Origin of the sequence: Reyranella sp. (assembly GCF_965249915.1) — a bacterium.
Taxonomy (GTDB): Bacteria; Pseudomonadota; Alphaproteobacteria; order Reyranellales; family Reyranellaceae; genus Reyranella.
The window spans coordinates 4,047,345-4,069,928 of the sequence record NZ_OZ252257.1 but is presented as its reverse complement, the minus strand read 5'-3'; the positions used below and the strand labels follow the sequence as shown (position 1 = coordinate 4,069,928).

Genomic DNA, 22,584 nt, shown 5'->3' with positions numbered 1-22,584 from the left:
TTATAATATTGGTACAACCCATGGTATAAATATGCGGAGTGGCTAGAGCGGCTTCACCATGCGCAGCGTTTCGGTCTGGAAGCCGCGGCGCTCGTAGAATTCCACAGCATGGCGATTGTCGGCGAACACGTCGAGGCAGAGGAAGCGATAGCCCTGCGCCCGGGCCCAGCTCTCGGCCGCCTGCATCATCAGGTGCGCGATGCCCTTTCCCTCGGCCTCCTCGGTGAGCGCCAGCAACGAGACGTAGCCGCAGGGCTCGTCCGTCACCCCGTCCTTGAACGGGCGCATGTGGATGTAGCCCAGGCGTTTGCCGTCGGCCGACCAGGCGATGAGCGTCTGTGCCGCCGGGTCGACGGTGGCGAAGGTCGCTTCCATGTAGCGGTCCTGGAACCCGTCCATCGCCGCGCGATCGTGCCAGGCGGGCCCCGGCACGCCGGACAGGCGCGGCGACAGGCTGTGCAGGAAGTCTCGATCCTCGGGACGGGCGGGGCGTAACTCGATGGCGCTCATGATCCCTCTCTAGGGGTGGTCCTATCCGGAGACAATGAACCCCCAGAGACAGTGGCTTGACTCGTTCTCTTTTTGTTCTAAGACTCGCCGCATGAAAGAGCCCGTCCCGCCGCTCTATCCCGACGACCAGATCGCCGAGCCGCAGCACAACGGGCGCGGCGCGCTCAGCAACGCGACCAGCCGCTACGACGACGAGAAGCGCATCCGCACCAACGACGGCTGGGACATCGAGGACGAACTGCCGCCGCTGCGCACGACGCTGACGAAGGATGCCACGCGCACCATCATCGCGCGCAACAGCTCGCCCGACATTCCGTTCGACCGCTCGATCAATCCCTATCGCGGCTGCGAGCATGGCTGCATCTACTGCTTCGCGCGGCCGACCCATGCCTATCTCGGCCTGTCGCCCGGCCTCGATTTCGAGACCAGGATCCTGTTCAAGCCCGAGGCGGCGGCGCTGCTGACCGCCGAACTCGCCTCGCCGAAATATCGCTGCGACGTGGTGGCGATGGGCACCAACACCGATCCCTACCAGCCGGTCGAGCGCGACCTCAAGATCACGCGCCAGATCCTGCGCGTGCTCAGCGACTTCAACAATCCCGTCGGCATCGTCACCAAGAACCACCTGATCACCCGCGACATCGACATCCTGGGCGACATGGCCAAGCGCAACCTGGCCGAAGTGTTCCTGTCGGTGACCACGCTCGACCGCGACCTCGCGCGCACCATGGAGCCACGCGCCTCGGCGCCGCATCGACGGCTCGATGCGATCCGCGAACTCGCGGCGGCCGGCATTCCGGTGGGCGTGATGACGGCGCCGATGATCCCCGGCCTCAACGATCACGAGATGGAATCGATCCTCGATGCGTCGGCGGCGGCCGGCGCCACGCGCGCGGGCTATACGGCGCTGCGCCTGCCGCTCGAGATCAAGGAGCTGTTCGAGGAATGGCTGCGCGCCAACCGGCCCGACCGCGCCGATCGCGTGCTGTCGCTGATCCGCCAGATCCGCGGCGGCGAACTCTACAAGGCCGAGTTCGGCACGCGCATGAAGGGCGAGGGCCCGATCGCGCAGCTCCTGAGCAAGCGTTTCGCCGCCGCGGTGAAGCGTCTCGATCTCAATCGTGTGCGCTACCGCCTCGACACGATGCGCTTCGCCGTCCCCGCCGCCGCCCGCACGGCCTTGGTCGACGCCAAACGCGACGCCCGGCAGATGAGATTGTTTTAGAGGAGTGACGTCATGGCCGACGAGCTGATCCTGTTTACCCATCCGCAGTCGCGCGGCGCGATGATCCACTGGATGCTGGAGGAGATTGGCTGTCCCTACCGGCTCGAGGTGAAGCAGTTCGGGCCCGAGATGAAGTCGCCCGAGTATCTCGCCATCAATCCGATGGGCAAGGTGCCGGCGCTCCGTCACGGCACCACGGTCGTCACGGAGAGCGCCGCCATCCTCTGCTACCTCGCCGACCTCTTTCCCGAGGCGAAGCTCGCGCCGCCGCCGGCCGAGCGCGGCGCCTACTATCGCTGGCTGTTCTTCACTGCCGGCTGCGGTGAGCCGGCGCTCGCGAACGAGGCCGCCGGCTGGAGTCCCGATCCCAAGCTGCAGCTGATGTTCGGCTATGGCTCCTATGAACGCACCCTGGAGACCATTGCGCAGGCGGTTGCGGAGCGGACCACCATCGCCGCCGACCATTTCACCGCGGCCGACCTCTACCTGGCGTCGTTCCTGCACTGGGGCATGATGTTCGGCGGCATCGAGAAGCGGCCGGTGTTCGAGGACTATGCCGAGCGCCATGTCGGGCGGCCGGCAGCCCTGCGCGCGCAGGAACAGGGGGCGAAGCTCATGGCCTCCCTGGCCCCGTCGAGCTGACGGGGCGGCGCGACTCACGGCAGATAAAGGCTTTTCCACGCGAGAAGTGTTCAGGCCGCGTTAGCAAGCGGCCTCAACGGAGCGCGCAACTCCAGTTGCGCTCATGTCCTGCCTGTCGACGGAGCTTGAGCGCAACTGGAATTGCGCGCTCCAATGATTCAGGTCGTCACGACAGGAGCAGCGTCCGCACCAGAGGCAGGGTCACGAAGGCGAGGACGGTGTCGACCATGATGACGAACGCCAGCGTCTCCTCGTCGAGCTTGAACTTGCCGGCGATGATGAAGGACAGGAGCTGGCTCGGCATCGCCGCTTCCAGGATGGCGGCGTTGGCGTAGACGCCGGATAGACCGAGCGGGCCCACGGCGCTGAAGACGACCAGCGGCGCGAAGGCCAGCTTGATGGCCGCAACCGGAAGCGCCAGCGCCATCAGCTTCGTGGCCGAGAAGCGCAGCGCCATGCCGAGCGACAGCATCATGATGCCGCTGACCGCCACGGCGAGGATCGATGCCGCATCCATGACGACGGCCGGGCAGGGAACGCCCGAGACCTTCCACAGGATGGCAACGACCAGCGCCCAGATCGGCGGCAGCTTCAGCGCCTCCAGCGCGGTCCGTCTGAAGGTGATCGGTTCCTGACTGCCATAGGCGATGGCGATCATGGCGCCGATCGTGAGATTGAGCGACGACTTGGTGACCTCGAACAGGACCGAGACTTCGGAAACCTGGTCGGCCTGGCCGGGAAAGATGCCGAGCAGCACCGGCAGGCCGAGATAGGTGACGTTGCCGAACGCCGCGCCCAGCATCATCGCGCCCTTGGTCGGGCCGGGGATCGGCAGGAAGTGGAACACCAGGAAGCCCACCGCCAGGCACGACAGCGTGCCGATGGCGGCCAGGGCGGGGATTTCGAGGAACAGGCGGCTGATCGTGCCGTCCATGACCGTGCGGAACACCAGCGCCGGCAGGAAGACGTAGAGGACCAGCTTGTTCATCGACTGGCGGGTCTGCTCCATGCCGGGAATGAAGTGGCGGAGCAGGGCACCCACGAGGGCGATGGCGGCGAGAGGCAGGAAGGCAGCGATCATCGGGAGCGGAGTCTAGTCGAGGAACTCGACCTTCGGCCACAGCTCGCGCCAGCGCTTGGCCTCGACCCGGGCATCGTACTCGTGGCGTCGGGTTCGGCCGTACGGGGTCGGGCGGCAGCGCAGGTTCAGGAGATCGTCGGTTCCGAGCGGGGCGATGACGGTGAGCGTGTCGTCGGCCTCCAGGCGCACGCCGATACCGGTTACCGTCTCCAGCCAGCAGGTCATCGCGTCGGCGGTGTCGCGATGCGGCGGCAGCTCCTTCCAGACATGCATGCGCGCCTGGTTGCGCACCTGCCAGGGCAGGCCGGGCATCAGCATGTCGAGCCGGCGCTCGAAAGCCGCCTCGCTCTCGCGCGAAACGTCGCCGGCATCGAAATAGAGGACGTCGATATCCACAGGCAGCCGCGCCGGGACGATGCCGTGCAGATGGTCCCAGACGCGATTGCGCACGAATCCCGCGGCAATGCACCAGTCCGGCAAATCGAGTGTGCGCACCGCACGTAGCTGTTCCATCGCGATGGTGTCTTCTGCGATGATACGGGCGATGAGGGACATGGCTCAGTCTAGCCGGCCTCGGTGGGGATAATGCCAAGCTTTCGATTCGAACTGCGTTGCGAAGGGCGTGTTGCCGGCATCGACGAGGCCGGGCGCGGCCCCTTGGCCGGGCCGGTCTATGCGGCAGCGGCGGTCATCGACCGCACGCGGGCGGCGCGCAAACTGCTGCGCATGATCGACGATTCCAAGAAGCTGACGCTCGAACAGCGCGAGGAGGCCTACGAGGCCATGATCGCCTCGGGCGTCGTGCAGTTCGCTGTGGCCGAGGCGAGCGTCGAGGAGATCGACCGCATCAACATCCTGCAGGCGACCTACCTCGCCATGCGCCGCGCCGTGCAGGCGCTCGCCGAGCAGCCGGAAGTCGTGCTGATCGACGGCAATCGCGCGCCGCCGCAACTGGGCTGCCGCGCCGAGACCATCGTCGGCGGCGACGCACATTCCTATTCGATCGCCGCCGCCTCGATCTTCGCCAAGGTGACGCGCGACCGCTACATGCATGCGCTCGCGGTGACCTATCCCGGCTACGGCTGGGAGACCAATCGCGGTTACGGCAGCCAGCAGCATCTCGAGGCGCTGTCGCTGCTGGGGCCGACGCCCCACCACCGGCGCAGCTTCGCACCGGTCACGCGACTGGTGTGAGCCGTGGGCCTCGGCTCGATCCGCAACCTCGACTATGTGGTCCTGCTCTGCGAGGACCTGGCCCGCGCGCGGCAGTTCTATCTCGAGGTGATGAAGTTCCGCCTCGAGCGCGAGACGCCGCGCTGGGTGAGCTTCCATGTCGGGTCGGGCCTGCTCTGCCTGCGGCCGCGCACGCTCGAAGGCATGTTCCAGGACGGGCCGGGCGCCCCTGCGGGCTCGGCCTCGGTGCAGCTCGCCTTCCGCGTCGCACCGCCCGAGATCGACGAGATCCAGGCCGAGCTGGCAGCCGGCGGTGTCGACCTCATGGGCCCGCCGCGCGACATTCCCGCCTGGGGCCATCGCGCGATCTTCTTCCGCGACCCTGAAGGCAACGTCATCGAGATCTACGCCGAAGTCTGACGGCAGGAGAATCAACGTGCTCAAGCTCTACTACACCGCCAGTACCTGCTCGCTCGCCACCCACATCGTGCTGGAGGAGGTCGGTGCCGACTATTCGACGGTGCGCATCGACTTCGCGACGAGGCAGCAGACGTCGGCCGAGTATCTCAAGGTAAATCCCAAGGGCCGCGTGCCGGCGCTGGTGACCGACAAGGGGATCCTCACCGAGACGCCGGCGATGCTGGTCTATGTCGCGCAGCTCTTCCCGCAGGCGCGGCTCGCGCCGATGGACGATCCGTTCTTCTTCGCGCAGATTCAGTCGTTTAATTCCTATCTCTGCTCGAGCGTGCACGTGGCGCATGCCCACCGCATGCGTGGTCATCGCTGGGTTGATGCCGACGACGCGCATTCGATCGCCGCCATGCAGCGCAAGGTGCCGGAATCGGTCGGCGCCGGCTTCGAGCTGATCGAGCGCGAGATGCTGAAGGGCCCTTGGGTGATGGGCGACCACTACACGGTCTGCGACCCCTACCTGTTCACGCTGGCCCAGTGGCTGGAGAAGGACGGCGTCGACCCGGCTCGCATCCCGCAGGTCGTGGATCACCGCCGCCGCATGTCGGAGCGTCCGAGCGTGAAGAAGGCGATCGCCGAGGAGACCGCCTGAGGTGGTCCCGCAGGATCGGCCGGAAACCGGCTCGTTCCTGACAGTGATCAAGGCCACGCATACGATCGTGTGGCTGTTCTTCGTGGCGTGCATCGCGGCGATCTGGTTTTTCGCCGCTCGCGCCGACTACCCAAACGCCGCGCTGTCTATCGGCCTCGTCACGGGCGAGGTCGTCGTGCTCGCCTTCAACGGATGGACGTGTCCGCTCACCGCCGTGGCCGCGCGACATACGGAAGATCGTCGCGCGAACTTCGACATCTATCTTCCCGAGTGGCTGGCACGGCACAACAAGTCGATCTTCGGCACATTCTACCTGGCCGGCATTGCTTTCACCCTCGCGCGCTGGACCCGTCTGCTGCCGTAGAAAAGTTGCCCGTAGTGGGCTCTTGCGGGATTTCTTGAGGCCTGCGTTTATGCTGGGACCAATCCGATGAGGCCGTGCATGTCCAGACTTCTCCCGTCCCTGATCCTCGTTCTCGGCCTGATGGCGGCGGGGGCAGGTTCAGTCGTTGCCCAGCCAGCACCGGTCCAGACGCCGCCGTCCGCGCGAGAAGCAATCGAGCGGGGCAAGGAGTCCGCCGCGGAGCGGGCCCGCGCGATCGGGCCGGAACTGAAGGCTCTGCGGGACGAGATGGCCGCGCAGGTCGGCGAAGTGCGGAAGCTGATCGACAAGAGGGTCGATGAAGCCGAGGCCAAGGCGCGCAGCTACGCGCTGATGGCGGCGGGTGGCTTGTTCGTGCTCATGGTTCTGGCCTCGGTGCTGGGAGGCGTCATCGTCGCGCTGCTGTTCCGGCGCAATCGCGCCTGAGGCGGCGGGCGACAACCGTCGCTATCCCGCCAGCACGAGGTCGCTCGCTCTTTCGGCAACCGCGGTCACGGCGGCGTTGATCATTGCCGCGGGCGGGCTGGGCAGGACCGAGGCGTCGATGACGCGCAATCTGGCGATACCCTTCACACGCAAGGCCTCGTCGACGACGTCGCCGAGGCGGCAGGTGCCGGTGGGATGGTGGAACGAATCGGTCGCCCGGCGGATGAAGTCGTGGCGGCCCGCTTCGCTCGCCCAGTCCGGTCCGGGATAGACCTCACTCGCCCGCCAGTCGTCGAAGGCCTTGGCCGCGCCGATCTCGCGCGCGATCTCGACGCCCTTCGCCAGCACCGCGAGATCGTCGGGTTCGCCGAGATAGTTCGGATCGATGATCGCCGCGGCCCGGGGATCGCTGGAGGCGAGCCTTATGCTGCCGCGGCTGCGCGGCCGCAGGTGGCAGGGCACCAGGACATAGGCCGGCGCGGAAAGAGGCCCGACGGTCGGCCGCACGAACGGTACCGACAGGCACATGACGAGAATCTCGGGGCTCTCGCCGGCGGTCGCGTGCGGCACGTAGAGCAGCGAGTCGCAGTGATTGTAGTGCGAGGCCGGCACCGGGCGACGCGCCTGGTAGGCCACGCCGGCCAGCAGCAGATGGTCCTCGAGATGGCGGCCGACATCGGGCAGGTCGGCGGCGCTGGCGATTCCCAGCGCGCGCAACTCGTCGGCCGGGCCGATGCCCGACAGCATCAGCAGGCGCGGCGAATCGATCGCCCCGGCGCAGAGCAGCACGTCGCCCTCGGGTCGCACGATCCGTCCGGCCAGACGCACGCCCAGGCAGCGGCCGCGCTCGATCTCGAGGCCGAGCACCTCGGTGCCGGCGAGCAGATCGACCGGCGCCTCGCCGGGACCGCTCTCCAGACTGTCGAGATAGGCGGTCGCCGCATCGTCGCGCCGGTGGCCCTCGATGCTGAGCTGGTTCCAGCCCACGCCGGTCGTGACTTCACCGCCCAGGTCGGGCGTCAGCGGGAAGCCCGCTTGCTGGGCCGCCGCCATGAAGGCCGCGGCGACCTGCGTGCGATCCGTGACGTCGGCCAGCGACAGGACATGCAGCGGCCCGCTGCCGCCGCGCCAGGCATTGGCGCCGCCCGAGAAGGTCTCGGCGCGCTTGAAGTAGGGCAGCAGGTCGGCATGACGCCAGCCCGCCGGCCAGCGGTCGTAGGCCGCCGCATGGCCGCGCTGGTAGGCCAGCGCATTGATGATGCTCGATCCGCCGACCGCCTTGCCGCGCGGACAGGTGATCGCGCGGCCGCCCAGCCCGGGCTGCGGTGTCGTCATGTAACGCCAGTCCAGCGCGCTCTCCTGCAGCGTCGGCCAGGCCGGCGGGGTCGTGACCGCCGGCAGGTCCGTGCGCAGGCCGGCCTCGATCAGGAGCACGCGCCGCCCGGCCCGTCCCAGCCGATGGGCGAGAACGCAGCCTGCCGATCCCGCACCCACGATCACGTGGTCGTAGCTGGCGCGCAGTTGTTCGGGTGACGTCAGGGTACAAACGCCGCCGGCGGCCTTTGCGGGCGATGAAAGACCGGCAAGCGCGACGCCGCCGGCCATCGCCGCGCCGATCGCATCGCGGCGCTTCAGTCCGCCCCTGCTGTCACTGTCGTCAAGCGAGCGCGTCCGGATCATGCTGGCGGCTCGATCAGCGTGATCTTCGGAAAGTAGCTGCGATAGCGGGCTGCGTCGCGCGTGAGCAGCGGCAAATCCTCGACAGCCGCATGCGCGCCGATGAAGAAGTCAGGTAGAACGCCAGTTCGTGTGCCGCCTGCTGCGCGATATCGCTGAAAGGCCTTTCCGGCGAGGAACAAGGCAGATCGCGGCGTTGGCGCGATCTCGATCATCGCCTGGGCGAGCATCAAGTCGAGATCTTCTATCCGGGCGTAGCGGATGGATGTCTCGGCATAGACGATATCGTTGATGAGGATCGGGCCCGCCAAGGCGGCCTCTTCGAGGCGAGCCAATGACCAATCCGACCAAACGGGATCGTCGGTCACGAGATCGAGCAGGACGTTCGTGTCGACCAGAGTCACGTCAGTATTCGCCGCGTGTCATCGCCATGATCTCAGCCGTGCTCAGGCCTTTCCCGGCGTGCCCGCGCAGGCGCGCGAAGCGGTTCAGATGACCTTTCTTCTCGATCTTGACCAGAACGATGCGGCCATCCTGCGCGCGCTCGAAATCGATCACACTCCCGGGGCCGATGCCCAGCAGATCGCGAACCCGCTTCGGAATGGTGACCTGGCCTTTACTGGTAACGGTCGCGCTCATGGAAACCTCAGGTAAGGCGACATTCTTGATTGGTATTACCTAGCATGCGTCCGGCCAATTTTCGAGAGGGCGCCTGGAATTGCGGCTCGACTTCAGGACTTGATGAAATCGACGAAGGCGCGAAGCGGCGCCGGCAGATGGCGGCGGCCGGGATAGTAGAGGAAGGGTCCCGGGAAGCTCTGCCACCAGGGCATGAGCACCGGCTCCAGGGCGCCGTTGTCGAGATGCGGGCGCAGCCATTCCTCGAAGATGTGGACGATGCCGAGGCCTGCGACGGCGGCGCTGACCGCGAGGTCGGCCGCGGCGGCGAGGCGCACGACAAGCGGCCCGGTCGGATCGATCCGAACCACCTCGCCGTCGCGCTCGAACTCCCAGGGCGGCATCGCGCCGCTCGCGAACTGCCCGCGCAGGCAGGCATGTCCCAGCAGATCGCGCGGATGCACGGGCCGGCCGCGCGCCTCCAGATACTCGGGCGAGGCGGCCGTGGCGAAGCGCTGGACGCGCGGACCGATGGGGACCGCGATCATGTCCTGCTCGAGCCGTTCGTCGTAGCGGATCCCGGCATCGCAGCCCGCGGCCAGGACATCGACGAAGCTGTCCTCGACGATGATCTCCAGCCGGATGTCGGGATAGGTTTTCAGGAACGGCGCCACGATCGAGGGCAGCACCAGATGCGCGGCCACGCCGGGCACGTTGAGGCGCAGCGTGCCGATCGGCCGGTCGCGGAAGGCGTTCACGACGTCGAGCGCCGCCTCGACTTCGCCCAGCGCCGGCGTCAGCCGTTCGAGGAGGCGGGCGCCCGCTTCGGTCGGGGCGACGCTGCGCGTCGTGCGATTGAGAAGGCGCACCCCCAGCCCGGCCTCCAGCCGCCGCACGGCTTCGCTCAGGCTCGACGCCGACACGCCGCCCAGCCGCGCGGCCTCCCGGAAGCCGCCGGCCCGCGCCACCGCCGCGAAGGCAGAGAGATCGTTCAGGTCGTTTATCGCCATTGTTCAGTATTTCGCACAGGCTGTCGCGATTGCGCAGGATTATCGCTCACGGAGCCAAGGTCCATATATCGGCGGCCACCACAGGAGACTTTTCATGACCCGCGCCACCCCCTTCGACACCTTCCGTCTCGGCGACCGACCCGTGAAGCGCCTGGGCTATGGCGCGATGCAGCTCGCGGGGCCGGGCGTCTTCGGTCCGCCGCGGGATCGCGAGGGCGCGCTCGCCGTGCTGCGCGAGGCGGTGGCGCGCGGCGTCGATCACATCGACACCAGCGATTTCTACGGTCCCCACATCACCAACCAGCTCATCCGCGAGGCGCTCCATCCCTATCCCGACGGGCTGGTGATCGTGACCAAGGTCGGCGCCATACGCGGCGACGATGCCTCGTGGAACCCGGCGTTCACCCAGGCCGACCTCACGCGCGCGGTCCACGACAACCTGCGGAACCTCGGCGTCCCGGCGCTCGACGTCGTCAACCTGCGGGTCATCATGGGAAGCGACCACGGGCCGGCCGAAGGGTCGATCGAGGCGCCCTTCACGGCGCTGGCCGAATTGCAGAGCCAGGGGCTGATCCGCCATCTCGGCGTCAGCAACGCCACCCCGGCGCAGGTCGCCGAGGCGCGCGGCATCGCCCAGATCGTCTGCGTGCAGAACCACTACAACATCGCCCATCGCGCCGACGATGCCCTGATCGACGAGCTCGCGAGGCTGGGTATCGCCTACGTGCCCTTCTTCCCGCTGGGCGGCTTCACCCCGCTGCAGTCCTCGATCCTCTCCGAGGTCGCGGGCGAGCTGGGGGCGACGCCGATGCAGGTGGCGCTTGCCTGGCTGCTGCGGCGCGCGCCCAACATCCTGCTGATCCCGGGCACCTCCTCGGTTGCCCACCTGCATGAGAACCTGCGCGCGGCAGAACTCGAGCTCACGGACGAAGCGTTCGGGCGCCTGGACGCGATCGGCATGACGAAAGCGGGCTGAGGGATCGGCGGCTCGTCGCGGGTGCCCTAGTTGTTGTGGGTCGGGATGAGAATCCCGACTCGATATGGTGTCTAAGCACTTGATTCAATTGACTTCTTGACCGCGGGCGCCTGTGGACTCATCTTCCACGAATGCCTGTGGATAAAATTGATCGCGTGCTCGTCGGCGACTGCATCGAGCTGATGCAGAGCCTGCCCGAAGCGTCCGTCGACATGGTCTTCGCCGACCCGCCCTACAATCTCCAGCTGGGCGGCGAGCTGCTGCGGCCCGACCACAGCAAGGTCGACGCGGTCGACGACGACTGGGACAAGTTCGCCGATTTCGCCCGCTACGATCAGTTCACCAACGCCTGGCTGAAGGCGGCGCGGCGGGCCCTGAAGCCCGGCGGCACGCTGTGGGTGATCGGCAGCTATCACAACATCTTCCGCATCGGCACGGCGCTGCAGGATCAGGGCTTCTGGCTGCTGAACGACATCGTCTGGCGCAAGTCGAACCCGATGCCGAACTTCCGCGGCAAGCGCTTCACCAACGCGCACGAGACGCTGATCTGGGCGGCGCGCGACCGCGCCAACAAGAAGTACACCTTCAACTACGATTCGATGAAGGAGCTGAACGAGGGCACCCAGATGCGCTCCGACTGGCTGCTGCCGCTCTGCACCGGCGGCGAACGTCTGAAGGGCGACGACGGCAAGAAGGCCCATCCGACGCAGAAGCCGGAGGCGCTGCTGTTCCGCTGCATCATGTCGGCGTCCAATCCGGGCGACGTCATCCTCGATCCGTTCTTCGGCACCGGCACGACCGGCGCCGTCGCACGCCGCCTCGGCCGCCGCTTCATCGGCCTCGAGCGCGATCCCGACTATGCCGCCATCGCGCGCAAGCGCATCGCCGAGATCACGCCGCTGGCGCCTGAGGACGTGACGCCCAAGCCCAGCAAGCGGGCCGAGCCGCGCATCCCGTTCGGCGTGCTGATCGAGTCGGGCCTGCTGCAGCCCGGCGCCGTGCTGAGCGATCCCAGCGGCCAGTTGCACGCCCGCGTGCGCGCCGACGGCTCGCTGTCGGCCTCCAATGCGCGCGGCGATCATCGCGGCTCGATCCATCAGGTGGGAGCGGCGGTGCAGGGCGCCCCGGCCTGCAACGGCTGGACCTTCTGGCACGTCGACGTCGCCGGCGCCCGCCTGCCGATCGACCATCTCCGCCAGCAGGTCAGGGCCGGGCTCTAGGGGCTTCCCGTCTCAACTTGACCCATTTCCCTCATCCCGAGGAGCCGCGCCCCTCGAATACCTCGGGGTAAACTCCGCGCGGCGTCTCGAAGGAGGGGCAACAGACGCGGTGCTCGTTCCCACCCTTCGAGACGCTCACTGCGTTCGCCTCTCAGGGTGAAAGTCGGTGTTGGCAGGGGCGACTGATTCAATCCCGCCCGCAAGAGCCCCCACAGGCCGCCGAAAAAGTCGGAAGCCTCGCCAATAAACGAAACAAACGAAATAAACGAATCATTCGAAACGAGAGTCGCACCCCCGAATTCGGTATCATGGTACCGCTGACGGCCGCTAGCCCTTAACCGCGTGCTCGATGACCTTGCGCATGACCGTGGGCAAAGCGCGCTCGTCCAGCCGGTCGAGCGCCGACCAGCTCGTGCCCGGCGCCAGGGCGGCCAGCCGGCCGGTCGTGGCCATGGCGCGGCTGACGGTGAGTTCCAGATGGAAGTGCGTGAAGGTGTGCCGGACAAGACCGTCCATCACCACCCAGCGCGCCGGAACCGGGGCTTCGGCGAGCGCCGTCGCCGCGACGAACGGGCCCTCGCGCCAGGCGCTCGACGGGACTTCGTCCATGCCGCCCAGCAGTCCCTTCGTGGGCCGCTTGCGCAGCAGCACGGCGCCATCCTTGCGCAGCAGCACGAAGGCGAGGCCGCGGCGCGTCGGCTTCTCGGCCTTGGCCGCGCGGCGCGGCAGCTCCTCGGCGATGCCCTGCCGGCGGCCCTTGCAGCCCTGCATCAGCGGGCAGATGACGCAGCGCGGGTTGCGCGGGATGCAGACGGTGGCGCCGAGATCCATCATCGCCTGGGCGTAGTCGCCGGCGCGCTGCTGCGGCACCAGCCGGGCGGCGCGGACCTGGATGTCGGGTTTGGCGTCGGGCAGCGGCGTGTCGATGGCGTAGAGGCGGGCGATCACCCGCTCGACATTGCCGTCGACCGCCGAGGCGGGACGGTCGAAGGCGATGGCCTGGATGGCCGCCGCCGTGTACCGGCCGATGCCGGGCAGGGCGAGCAGGCCCGCTTCGTCCTCGGGAAAGCGGCCGCCATGGTCGTTGGCGACGGCCTGGGCACAGGCATGGAGGTTGCGCGCGCGGGCGTAGTAGCCGAGCCCCGCCCACGCCGAGAGCACCTCGTCGAGCGGTGCGGCGGCCAGGGCCTCGACGGTGGGCCAGCGTTCGACGAAGCGGCGGAAGTACTCGCCCACCGTGGCGACGGTGGTCTGCTGCAGCATGATCTCCGACAGCCAGACACGGTAAGGCGCCGTGCGTTCCCCCGGGGCTGCGCGCCAGGGGAGGGTGCGACGATGTCGATCATACCAGGCGAGCAGTCGGTCGGCGTGTGTCATGGTCAGTCGGTGGAGCGTGGCCTACCATACGGAGCGGAGTTTGAAAGGGTCCATGCGCGAAAACGGCTTCCGTGCGATCGGCGGTCTGGCCCAGAAGCTCACCTCGGGCATCGCCCGCGATGGAGCGAAGGGCGGCCGCAGCAATGCCCTGGTGCGGCTGAAGGCCGACTGGCCGGCGGTCGTGGGGCCGGATCTCGCGCGCACGACGCGGCCCGATGCGCTGCTGGCCGGGCGCGGGGCGCGGGCCGGCAAGGCCTTGCGGCTGAAGGTTTCCGGCGCCGCCGCCCTCGAGGTCCAGCACAGGAGCGGCCAGATCGTGGAACGGGTGAATGCCTATTTCGGGCACAGGGTGATCGACGACGTGCGGATCGTGCAGGGCGTCATCGCCGCGCCGCGACCCACCCCCCGGACGCCGCGGCCCGATCCGGTGATCGAGCAGGAGGTCGCCAGCCGGACCGCGTCGGTCCAGGATCCCGAGTTGCGCGCGGTGCTGACCCGGCTGGGGGCCCGCATCATTGCCGGGCGGCGGGGCTTTCTGCTGGGCGGCCTCGGCGCGCTGTGTCTCGGCGAGGAGAGGCGGGCGCAGGCCCAGTCGCCGGCCCGGTTCCTCGATGTGCAGCCCGGCGATCACGTTCTGGGCAATCCCGACGCCCCCAACGTGCTGATCGACTACGCCTCCTTCACCTGTCCGCACTGCGCCACCTTCAATGCCGCGGTCATGCCCGCCCTGAAGCGCGACTGGATCGAGACCGGCAAGCTGAAGCTGGTGCACCGCCACTATCCGTCGGATGCCCTCGCCACGCGCGCCAGCCTGCTGGCGGAGTGCGCCGGGCCCGAGAAGTTCTTTGCCGCGGTCGACACGCTGTTCCGGACGCAGGTCCAGTGGCTCACTGCTTCCGATCCGGCCGCGGAACTGATGACCGTGCTGGTCGGGCAGGGGGTGAGCGAGGCCGAGGCGGCGGCCTGCGTCGCCAACGACCGGCTTTTGGACAAAGTCATCGCCGACGTGCAGTCCGGTCAGGCGCTGGGCGTCAATTCCACCCCGACCCTGTTCATCAATGAGCAGGGATACGGCAATCCGGGTGGAATCGACGCCATCGTAGCGATTTTACGCCAGGTGGGCCGTTAACGTTTGACTCCCCACAGGCGGAATTCCCAAGATGTAGTGGAGAGGGCAGAGTAAAATGCGGAATATCTTGATCGTCGCCGGCGGAGTCGTGGCGGTGGCAGCGATTGCTGGCGCCGTCTATTTCGGCACCCGCGCGCCCGCGTCCGGGCCGCCGCCCGTCGCGGCGGCGTCGGCCCCCAGCAAGGCCGGTCTGGAGACCGTGCAGCCGGGCGATCACGTGCTGGGCGACCCCAATGCGCCGATCACGGTGATCGAGTATGCCTCGCTGACCTGCTCGCACTGTGCGCATTTCCACACGCAGGTCCTGCCCGAGATCAAGAAGAAGTGGATCGAAACCGGCAAGGTGAAGCTGGTCTATCGCGACTTCCCGCTCGACCAGATCGCGGCCAAGGCCGCCCAGATCGCCGAATGCGCCGGCAACGACAAGTATTTCGGCGTGCTCGACATCATCTTCCGCGGCCAGCCGCAATGGGCGACGGCGGCCGATCCGCTGGCCGAGCTCGCCAAGCCGCTGCGCATCGCCGGCATGGGCGAGAACGAGATCAAGGCCTGCCTCGCCAACGAGGCGATGAGCAACGCCGTGATCAAGGACTATCAGGGCGGCGAGGCGATGGGCGTCAACTCGACGCCGACCCTGTTCATCAACGGCCAGCTCTATCGTGGGGCGCGCTCGGTCGAGGAACTCGACGGCGTGTTCGGCAAGCTCGCCAAGTAGGCACTCCAAGCACGTAACAAGACAGGCGTGGTGTAAATGGTCCAGTTCGACAAGCTCCGGCTCTCCGGGTTCAAGTCCTTCGTCGATCCGACGGAGCTTACGATCGAGCCCGGCATGACCGGGATCGTCGGGCCCAATGGCTGCGGCAAGTCGAACCTGGTCGAGGCGCTGAAGTGGGTGATGGGCGAGACCTCCGCCAAGCAGATGCGCGGGTCTGAGATGGAGGACGTCATCTTCGCCGGCTCCGGCCAGCGGCCGGCGCGCAACATCGCCGAGGTGATGCTGTCGCTGGACAACAAGACCCGCACCGCGCCGGCGATGGTGAACGATACCGACCAGCTCGACGTCGTGCGCCGCATCGAGCGCGGCCACGGCTCGGCCTATTCGGTGAACGGCCGCGAGATCCGGGCGCGCGACGTGCAGACGCTGTTTGCCGACGCCGCCACCGGCTCGCGCTCGACCGCGCTGGTCAGTCAGGGCCGTATCGGCACGCTGATCAACGCCAAGCCGGTCGATCGCCGCGGCGTCATCGACGAGGCGGCCGGCATCACCGGCCTCTATGCCCGTCGCCACGAGGCCGAACTGCGCCTGCGCGCCGCCGAACAGAACCTCGCGCGCGTGCAGGACGTGCTGGTCGCCCTGGAAGAGCAGCACAAGGGGTTGAAGCGTCAGGCCCGCCAGGCCAGCCGTTACCGCAACCTGTCGGATCATATCCGCCGTGCCGAGGCTTCCGTGCTGGCGCTCAAGCTGGCCAATGCCGAGCGTGACCTTGCGAATTCGAGCGAGCGGCTGAAGGAAGCGGAGGCCCAGGTCTCCGACCTCACGCGGCTGGTCGGCCTCGCCACCACGGCGCAGGCTGAAGCCGCAACCTCGCTGCCGCCGCTGCGCAACGAGGAGGCCGCCGCGGCCGCCGCGCTCCAGCGCCTGCGCGTGGCGCACGATGCGCTGACCGCCGAGGCCGGGCGAGTCGCGGCCGCCCAGCTCGAGGCCGAGCGGCGTCTTCAGCAGACGGAGCAGGATCTCGCGCGCGAGCGCGGACGCAAGGGCGACGCCGAGACCGCGATCGGCGATCTCGACAGCCAGCGCCTCCGCCTCGAGGAAGAGCGCGTGGGCGAGGACGAGCGCGCCGAAGCCGCTCAGGAGGCCCGCGACGCCGCGCGTACCGAAACCAACTCGGCCGAGGCCGCGCTCGATCGCCTGACCCGTCAGATCGCCGACGACGAGGCCCTGCGCCAGAGCGTCTCGCGCGAGATCGCCGAGCTGCAGGACCGGCTGCGCCGCCTGTCGTCGCGCCGTGACGAAGTCACCGCCCAGCAGCGTCAGCTCGAGACCGAACTGTCGAACCTGCCGGCGCTGCCGGAGGTCGAGGCCGAACTCGAAGCCGCCCGCACCGCGCTCGAGGAAGCGCGCCTCGGTGGTCAGGAGTCGATCGAGGCGGCGCGCGAGGCCGAGCGCTACGAATCCGACGCCGCGCGTCTGGCCGTTGCCAAGGCGGAGGCCGAGCGCCTCGACATGGAGCGTGCCCGCGCGGCCGAGCGGCAGGCGGCAGAAGCCAGCCACGCCGTCGCGATCGAGACCCTGCAGAAGACCAATGCCCGCCTGACCAAGCTGCGGGCCGAGGAAGCGGGCGTCGCCGCCGCGCTGAAGTCGGCCGCCAATTCGCTGTGGCCGCCGCTGCTCGACGCCCTCTCCGTCGAGCCCGGCTACGAGAAGGCGCTGGGCGCGGCCTTCGGCGACGAACTCGAAGCCTCGTCGGATCGCGGCGCGCCGGTGCACTGGCTGCCGCTCGAGGCGATGACCGAAACGCCGGCCCTTCCCGAAGGGGCGACGCCGCTCGGGGCGCATGTCGGCGCGCTTCCCGAGCTGGCCCGCCGTCTGGCCTTCATCGGCGTCGTGGCCAACGACGAGACCGGCGCTGCGCTGCAGGCTGCCCTGAAGCCCGGCCAGCAGCTCGTCACCCGCGAGGGCGCGGTCTGGCGCTGGGACGGCTACACGATGCGGGCCGGCGCGCCGTCGAGCGCGGCGGTGCGGCTGAGCCAGCGCAACCGGCTGGCCGATATCCGTCATCAGATCGATGGCGTCGTGGCAGAGCAGGAGATCGAGCAGGCGCGTGTCGATGCCGAGAAGACCTGGCTCGCCGCGGCGCGCGAAGCCGAGAAGATTTGCGTCGAACTGGCCCGCACCCACGAGCGCAGCGTCGCCGACGCCGCGCGCCGCAAGGCGCAGGATGCCGGTGAGGCGACCCGTGCCGCCGAGCGTGCCGCCCAGGCCGCCATCGGCACCGCCGAGCGCCTGGCCACCCAGGCGCGCGACCGCCACGTCGAGGTCGCCCGTCGCACCGACCAGCTCCGCACCCGCCTCGCCGGCATCGAGACGACCGTCGCCGAAGTGCTGGGCGACATCGCAGACATCGAGATGCGCCGCACCTTCCGCGAGGCGCGCCTGTCGTCGATTTCCGACACCCAGGCCGACCGGGCGGAAGCCGGCGCGCTGCGCGTGCGCATCGCCGAATTGCGGGCCGCGCTGGTCGAGGCCGAGAGCCAGTGCGACCGCCTCGCGCGCGAATCGAAGATGCGGGTCGAGCGCCTGGCGCAGATCGCGCAGGAGCATCACGGCTGGAGCAAGCGCCTGAGCGAGGCCGACGGCCAGATCCTCGAACTCGACGCACGGCGCGAGCAGACCGCCGAGGCAATCGCCGAACTGGCGGCCAAGCCGTTCGAGATCGAGGAGAAGCGCTTCGTCCTCGCAGAGGAGATCGAGAAGGCCGAGTTCAACCGCCAGGAAGCCGCCGACCGGCTGGCGATCGGCGAGACGCGTCAGTCGGAGTCCGACAAGGCGCTGAGGCAGGCCGAGACCGAGATGGCCCAGGCGCGCGAGACCTGGGTCCGCCGCGAAGGCCAGGTCGAGCAGGCGACGAAGGATCGCGAGACCGTGGTCGAGCGCATTCTCGAGCGGCTGCGCTGCGAGCCCGACGGCGTTCTCGCCCTGGCCGAGGTCCAGTCGATCGAGGAGCTGCCGGAACTCGACAAGGCCGAGCACAAGCTCGAGCGTCTGGTGCACGAGCGCGAGACGATGGGCGCCGTGAACCTGCGGGCCGAGGAAGAGGCCAACGAACTCGAGCAGCAGCTCACCGCCATGACGGCCGAGCGCGACGACCTGGTCGCTGCCATCGGCCGCCTGCGCCAGGGCATCCAGAGCCTCAACCGCGAAGGCCGCGAACGCTTCCTCGCCGCCTTCGAGCAGGTCAGCGGCCACTTCCAGCAGCTCTTCACCAAGCTGTTCGGCGGCGGCAAGGCCGAGCTGCGGCTCACCGAGTCGGAGGACCCGCTGGAGGCCGGCCTGGAAATTCATGCCAGCCCGCCGGGCAAGAAGCTCCAGGTCATGTCGCTGCTCTCGGGCGGCGAGCAGGCCCTGACGGCGCTGTCGCTGCTGTTCGCGGTGTTCATGACCAACCCGGCGCCGATCTGCGTGCTGGACGAGGTGGACGCGCCGCTGGACGACCTCAACGTGGAACGCTTCTGCGGCCTGGTGAACGACATCGCCGGCCGCACCGACACGCGCTTCCTGATCATCACCCACCATCGCGTCACCATGGCGCGCATGGATCGGCTCTACGGCGTGACCATGGCCGAGCGGGGCGTTTCCCAGCTCGTCTCGGTCAACCTGCAGGAGGCCGACCGCATGGTGGCCTAGGCCCTAACGACGGCGTCAGCCTAAACAAGCAAGACTATCTTCCTCTCAAATAAACTGGGCGCCGGCTGGCCTGACGGCGCCCTTTTCTTTGCCGCCCTTCTCACGGCGGGGGTGGACCTGTAGTGTCCCGGCCATGCCCGATTCGCTCAGCTCCAACGTTACCGATGTCATCGAACTGACGCGCACGCTCGTGCGCTGCGAAAGCGTCACGCCGCGCGAGGCCGGCGCCCTGCAGCTGCTGGAACAGACGCTGGCGCCGATGGGCTTCACATGCGAGCGCATGGATTTCACCGAGGCCGGCACCGACGACGTCGCCAACCTCTATGCCCGCATCGGCACCGGCGGGAAGCATTTCTGCTTCGCCGGCCATTCCGACGTGGTGCCGGTGGGCGATCTCTCCTCATGGACGATCGGTCCGTTCGCGGCCGAACTGTCCGGCGGCTACCTGTTCGGCCGCGGCGCCGCCGACATGAAGGGCGCGATCGCCGCCTTCACCGACGCCGCGTCGCGATTCCTCAGCCGTCGCGGCCGTGATTTCGGCGGCTCGATCAGCCTGCTGATCACCGGCGACGAAGAGGGGCCGGCGGTCAACGGGACGGTCAAGATGCTGCAGCGTCTGGCCGCGCGCGGCGAGACGATCGATGCCTGCGTCGTCGGCGAACCGACGAGTTCGAAGCGCTTCGGCGACATGATGAAGATCGGCCGGCGCGGCAGCATGACCGTCGACCTGGTCGTGCGCGGCGTGCAGGGCCACGTGGCCTACCCCGAGCGGCTCGACAATGCGGTCCATCGCCTGTCGGCGATCATCGAGGCGCTGGTGCGGGAGCCGATCGACAAGGGCAGCACGCATTTCGGGCCGACCTCGCTGCAGTTCACGACCGTCGATGTCGGCAATCCGGCGACCAACATCGCGCCGGGCGTCGCCAAGGCGCGCTTCAACACGCGGTTCAACGATCTGTGGACCTCGCAGACACTGCTGGCCCACCTCAAGGAGCGCATCGAGCGCGCCAACGAGGCGCTGGGCGGCAATGGGACCGTCGACTACAGCGTCCAGGTCTCGGGCGAGTCGTTCTACACGCCGCCCGGGCCGCTCAGCGACCTCGTCGCCGGCGCGGTCCGCGACGTGGCGGGCGTCGAGACCGAACTGTCGACCACGGGCGGCACGTCCGACGCGCGCTTCATCCGCAGCTACTGCCCGGTCCTCGAATTCGGACTGGTCGGCGAGAGCATGCACAAGGTCGACGAGAAGAGTGCGGTCGCCGACCTGAAGCTGCTGGCCCGCGTCTACGAAACGGTACTCGACCGTTACTTCGCGCCCTGAGACGCGCGTGATCAGCACTGGTGAAATCGCCCGCGGCATGCAGGGCGCGCTCGCACTCCTGAAGCGCGACCCGGCGGCGCCGTCCTACTTCGACAATACGCTGGAAGCCTGCATCCGTTCGTTCCAGGTGATGATCCTGGTCGCGCCGCTGCACGTCACGCTCATGCTGCTCCGGTACGCGAGCGTCACGTCGACCGCCGACGATCTCGAGATCGTGCTGGTCGAGGCGCTGCGCTACGTCGTCGACTGGTTGCTGTTCCCGGTGCTGTTCTACGAGATCGCGCGGCGGCGCAACTGGCTGGGCAACTACCCACGCTACGTTTCCGCGCTGAACTGGGTCAACCTGCCGGCAATGATCGTGGCGGTGATCGGCGTGGTGCTGGCCAGCCTGATGCCGCCGCTGCCGGCCGAACTCATCCGGATCGGTCTGCAGGCTCTCTTCTTCTACTGGTTCCTGGTGACGACGCGGATGATGCTCGGCGTGGGCTGGCCGGTGGCGTCGCTCCTGCTGATCGTCAACTGGATCCCCTCGCTCTTCATCTCACTGATCGTCGACCGCTTCCTCGGCATCGCTGTCGCGGTCGGCGCCTAGCTCGTAGCGCACTTCCATCAGGCAGAGGCCGTGCGGCGGCGCCGTCGGGCCGGCACGGGCGCGATCGCGGGCGGCGAGGGCTGCTTCGACGTCGCCGCGGCTCCACTGGCCGCGTCCGACGAGATGCAGCGTGCCCACCAGGATGCGCACCTGGTTGTGCAGGAAGGAGCGCGAGCCCACATCGACATGGATCTCCTCGCCGTGGCGCGTGACCTCGAGCAGGTCGAGCGTCTTCAGCGCCGAGGGCGACTGGCAGGAGGTCGAGCGGAAGCTGTTGAAGTCGTGTCGTCCGACCAGCACCGTGGCCGCATCCGCCATCCGCGCGACGTCGAGCGCGCCCGGCACGTGCCAGAGCTGGCCGCGATCGAGCGCCGGCGGCGCGCGGCGGTTGATGATGCGATAGCGGTAGCGCCGCCACGTCGCGGAGAAGCGGGCATGGAAGCCGGACGGGGCGAGTTCCGCGACCAGGACGGAAACCGGCTGCGGCTTCAGGTGAAAGTTGATCGCCGAGCGGATGGTTTCGACCGGCCGCTCGCTCGACAGATCGAGATGCACGACCTGGCCGCGCGCATGCACGCCGGTGTCGGTGCGGCCGGCCGCCTGGACCGGCGGGCGCTCGCCGGTGAAGGCGAACACCGCCTCTTCGAGCGCGGCCTGGACGGACGGTCCGTTCGGCTGGCGCTGCCATCCGACGAACGGCGCGCCGTCATATTCGATCGTGAGCTTGTAGCGCGGCACGGCGTCAGGTCGGCTGCGGTATCGTCAAGACAGCAGGAGGGCTCAGCACCGTGCCGGCGTCGAGTGCGAAGCCACGCAGGAAGGCATCGGCCGACTGCGCCGACTTGCCGGGCCGCTGCAGCTTCAGGAGCTTCAATCCGCCGACGCCGCAGGTCACGACCGGAAAGCCGTCGCGGGCGATGGTCACGCTGCCGGGCGCTCCACCGGCCAGGGTGAGCGCGGCCGCCAGAACCTTGATGCGCTCGACCCCGCCCGCCTTGGGCGCCTCGAACCACGTGCCGGGCCAGGGATGGAAGGCACGCACCTTGCGCTCGAGCTCGGCGGCCGGCCGGCGCCAGTCGAGCACGCCTTCCTCCTTGCCGAGCTTGTGGGCGTAGGTGACGCCCTCCACCGGTTGGGCGACCGGCTCGATGCTCCGCCGCAGCAGCCCGTCGAGGGTCGACACGATCAGGCGGCCGCCGAGATCGGCCAGCCGGTCATGCACGCTCTCGGCGGTATCGGCCGCTGAGATGGGCGTGCCTTCGGCCAGCAGCATCGGCCCGGTATCGAGGCCTTCGTCCATGCGCATGATGGTGACCCCGGTCTCGGCATCGCCGGCCAGGATGGCGCGATGGATGGGCGCGGCGCCGCGCCAGCGCGGCAGCAGGGAGCCATGGATGTTGATGCAACCCAGCACCGGCGCGTCGAGGAAGCTCTTGGGCAGGATATGGCCATAGGACACGACCACGGCGGCATCGAGATCGAGCGCCTTGAAGGCCTGGGCCTCCTCCTCGCTCTTCAGGGTGCGCGGCGTGCGGACCGGCAGGCCGAGTTTGTCGGCGAGCTCGTGCACGGGCGTCTTGCGCTCCTGCTGGCCGCGACCTGCGGGCTTGGGGGCTCTCGTATAGACGCAGGCGACGTCGTGACCGGCTTCGACCAGCGCGGCCAGCGCCGGCACGGCGAAGGCGGAAGTGCCCAGGAACGCAATCTTCATCGCCGCACCTTATAGGCAGCCGCGCGACGGTGAGCTAGGTATG

General features: G+C 68.4%; 24 protein-coding genes. 14 read left to right on the top strand and 10 right to left on the bottom strand.

Annotated features, from left to right (window positions below; all coding sequences use genetic code 11):
- Positions 1–42: 42 nt before the first annotated feature.
- The gene (locus ACP15H_RS20195) at positions 43–510 is read right to left on the bottom strand and encodes an N-acetyltransferase family protein (RefSeq protein WP_425067940.1); all 468 of its coding nucleotides are present in this window, start codon (positions 508–510) and stop codon (positions 43–45) included.
- 91 nt (positions 511–601) lie between these two features.
- Between ACP15H_RS20195 and ACP15H_RS20190 the strand changes: the two genes are divergently transcribed.
- Entirely contained in the window at positions 602–1,735 is a 1,134-nt protein-coding gene (locus ACP15H_RS20190; protein WP_425067939.1) for a PA0069 family radical SAM protein, read from the top strand.
- A 12-nt stretch (positions 1,736–1,747) separates the two neighbouring features.
- Positions 1,748–2,377 carry a glutathione S-transferase family protein gene (locus tag ACP15H_RS20185; protein ID WP_425067938.1) on the top strand — a complete coding sequence of 210 codons (630 nt, stop codon included), beginning with the start codon at positions 1,748–1,750 and terminating at the stop codon, positions 2,375–2,377.
- A 166-nt stretch (positions 2,378–2,543) separates the two neighbouring features.
- Here the strand turns inward: ACP15H_RS20185 and ACP15H_RS20180 are convergent, their stop codons facing one another.
- Together ACP15H_RS20180 and ACP15H_RS20175 are read right to left on the bottom strand one after the other, a co-directional pair.
- Entirely contained in the window at positions 2,544–3,458 is a 915-nt protein-coding gene (locus tag ACP15H_RS20180) for an AEC family transporter (protein WP_425067937.1), read from the bottom strand.
- A 12-nt stretch (positions 3,459–3,470) separates the two neighbouring features.
- Positions 3,471–4,013 (bottom strand): nucleotidyltransferase family protein, encoded by a 543-nt coding sequence (locus ACP15H_RS20175; RefSeq protein ID WP_425067936.1) that lies wholly within the window; start codon positions 4,011–4,013, stop codon positions 3,471–3,473.
- Between the two features lie 30 nt (positions 4,014–4,043).
- Between ACP15H_RS20175 and ACP15H_RS20170 the strand changes: the two genes are divergently transcribed.
- The 5 genes from ACP15H_RS20170 (at position 4,044) to ACP15H_RS20150 (ending at position 6,502) form a co-directional block, all read left to right on the top strand.
- A complete protein-coding gene (locus ACP15H_RS20170) occupies positions 4,044–4,652 on the top strand; it encodes a ribonuclease HII (RefSeq protein ID WP_425067935.1) in 609 nt (202 codons plus the stop codon).
- 3 nt (positions 4,653–4,655) lie between these two features.
- On the top strand, positions 4,656–5,051 hold the full coding sequence (locus ACP15H_RS20165) for a VOC family protein (RefSeq protein ID WP_425067934.1): 396 nt from the start codon (positions 4,656–4,658) through the stop codon (positions 5,049–5,051).
- Between the two features lie 16 nt (positions 5,052–5,067).
- Positions 5,068–5,694 (top strand): glutathione S-transferase family protein, encoded by a 627-nt coding sequence (locus ACP15H_RS20160; RefSeq protein WP_425067933.1) that lies wholly within the window; start codon positions 5,068–5,070, stop codon positions 5,692–5,694.
- 1 nt (position 5,695) lies between these two features.
- Entirely contained in the window at positions 5,696–6,058 is a 363-nt protein-coding gene (locus ACP15H_RS20155) for a hypothetical protein (protein ID WP_425067932.1), read from the top strand.
- Between the two features lie 78 nt (positions 6,059–6,136).
- The gene (locus tag ACP15H_RS20150) at positions 6,137–6,502 is read left to right on the top strand and encodes a hypothetical protein (RefSeq protein ID WP_425067931.1); all 366 of its coding nucleotides are present in this window, start codon (positions 6,137–6,139) and stop codon (positions 6,500–6,502) included.
- Positions 6,503–6,523: 21 nt separating this feature from the next.
- Here the strand turns inward: ACP15H_RS20150 and ACP15H_RS20145 are convergent, their stop codons facing one another.
- The 4 genes from ACP15H_RS20145 to ACP15H_RS20130 all read right to left on the bottom strand — a co-directional run bounded on the left by ACP15H_RS20145 (position 6,524) and on the right by ACP15H_RS20130 (position 9,807).
- Entirely contained in the window at positions 6,524–8,182 is a 1,659-nt protein-coding gene (locus tag ACP15H_RS20145; RefSeq protein ID WP_425067930.1) for a GMC family oxidoreductase, read from the bottom strand.
- Positions 8,179–8,583 (bottom strand): type II toxin-antitoxin system VapC family toxin, encoded by a 405-nt coding sequence (locus ACP15H_RS20140; RefSeq protein WP_298308154.1) that lies wholly within the window; start codon positions 8,581–8,583, stop codon positions 8,179–8,181. Before ACP15H_RS20140 ends, ACP15H_RS20145 begins: the two co-directional genes overlap by 4 nt.
- Position 8,584: 1 nt before the next feature.
- On the bottom strand, positions 8,585–8,818 hold the full coding sequence (locus ACP15H_RS20135; protein WP_425067929.1) for an AbrB/MazE/SpoVT family DNA-binding domain-containing protein: 234 nt from the start codon (positions 8,816–8,818) through the stop codon (positions 8,585–8,587).
- A gap of 92 nt (positions 8,819–8,910) precedes the next feature.
- Positions 8,911–9,807: a LysR family transcriptional regulator gene (locus ACP15H_RS20130; RefSeq protein ID WP_425067928.1), complete on the bottom strand. Its 897-nt coding sequence runs from the start codon at positions 9,805–9,807 to the stop codon at positions 8,911–8,913.
- Between the two features lie 94 nt (positions 9,808–9,901).
- On the opposite strand from ACP15H_RS20130, the gene ACP15H_RS20125 reads away from it, so the two are divergent.
- Positions 9,902–10,783 (top strand): aldo/keto reductase family oxidoreductase, encoded by an 882-nt coding sequence (locus tag ACP15H_RS20125; protein WP_425067927.1) that lies wholly within the window; start codon positions 9,902–9,904, stop codon positions 10,781–10,783.
- A gap of 131 nt (positions 10,784–10,914) precedes the next feature.
- Positions 10,915–12,003, top strand: a complete 1,089-nt coding sequence (locus ACP15H_RS20120; protein ID WP_425067926.1) for a site-specific DNA-methyltransferase — start codon at positions 10,915–10,917, stop codon at positions 12,001–12,003.
- 327 nt (positions 12,004–12,330) lie between these two features.
- Here ACP15H_RS20120 and mutY read toward each other — a convergent pair whose 3' ends face one another.
- Complete coding sequence (gene mutY / locus ACP15H_RS20115) at positions 12,331–13,380, bottom strand: A/G-specific adenine glycosylase (protein ID WP_425067925.1); 1,050 nt, start codon at positions 13,378–13,380, stop codon at positions 12,331–12,333.
- Between the two features lie 52 nt (positions 13,381–13,432).
- On the opposite strand from mutY, the gene ACP15H_RS20110 reads away from it, so the two are divergent.
- The 5 genes from ACP15H_RS20110 (at position 13,433) to ACP15H_RS20090 (ending at position 20,830) form a co-directional block, all read left to right on the top strand.
- Complete coding sequence (locus ACP15H_RS20110; protein ID WP_425067924.1) at positions 13,433–14,509, top strand: DciA family protein; 1,077 nt, start codon at positions 13,433–13,435, stop codon at positions 14,507–14,509.
- Between the two features lie 55 nt (positions 14,510–14,564).
- The gene (locus ACP15H_RS20105; RefSeq protein ID WP_425067923.1) at positions 14,565–15,224 is read left to right on the top strand and encodes a DsbA family protein; all 660 of its coding nucleotides are present in this window, start codon (positions 14,565–14,567) and stop codon (positions 15,222–15,224) included.
- Between the two features lie 36 nt (positions 15,225–15,260).
- Complete coding sequence (locus ACP15H_RS20100; protein WP_425067922.1) at positions 15,261–18,917, top strand: chromosome segregation SMC family protein; 3,657 nt, start codon at positions 15,261–15,263, stop codon at positions 18,915–18,917.
- A gap of 133 nt (positions 18,918–19,050) precedes the next feature.
- Positions 19,051–20,238: a succinyl-diaminopimelate desuccinylase gene (gene dapE / locus ACP15H_RS20095; RefSeq protein ID WP_425067921.1), complete on the top strand. Its 1,188-nt coding sequence runs from the start codon at positions 19,051–19,053 to the stop codon at positions 20,236–20,238.
- A 7-nt stretch (positions 20,239–20,245) separates the two neighbouring features.
- Entirely contained in the window at positions 20,246–20,830 is a 585-nt protein-coding gene (locus tag ACP15H_RS20090) for a hypothetical protein (protein ID WP_425067920.1), read from the top strand.
- Here ACP15H_RS20090 and truA read toward each other — a convergent pair.
- Together truA and fmt are read right to left on the bottom strand one after the other, a co-directional pair.
- Entirely contained in the window at positions 20,780–21,568 is a 789-nt protein-coding gene (gene truA, locus ACP15H_RS20085; RefSeq protein WP_425067919.1) for a tRNA pseudouridine(38-40) synthase TruA, read from the bottom strand. The two genes, ACP15H_RS20090 and truA, sit on opposite strands and share 51 nt — an antisense overlap.
- A gap of 4 nt (positions 21,569–21,572) precedes the next feature.
- On the bottom strand, positions 21,573–22,541 hold the full coding sequence (fmt, locus tag ACP15H_RS20080; RefSeq protein WP_425067918.1) for a methionyl-tRNA formyltransferase: 969 nt from the start codon (positions 22,539–22,541) through the stop codon (positions 21,573–21,575).
- Between the last annotated feature and the right edge of the window lie 43 nt (positions 22,542–22,584).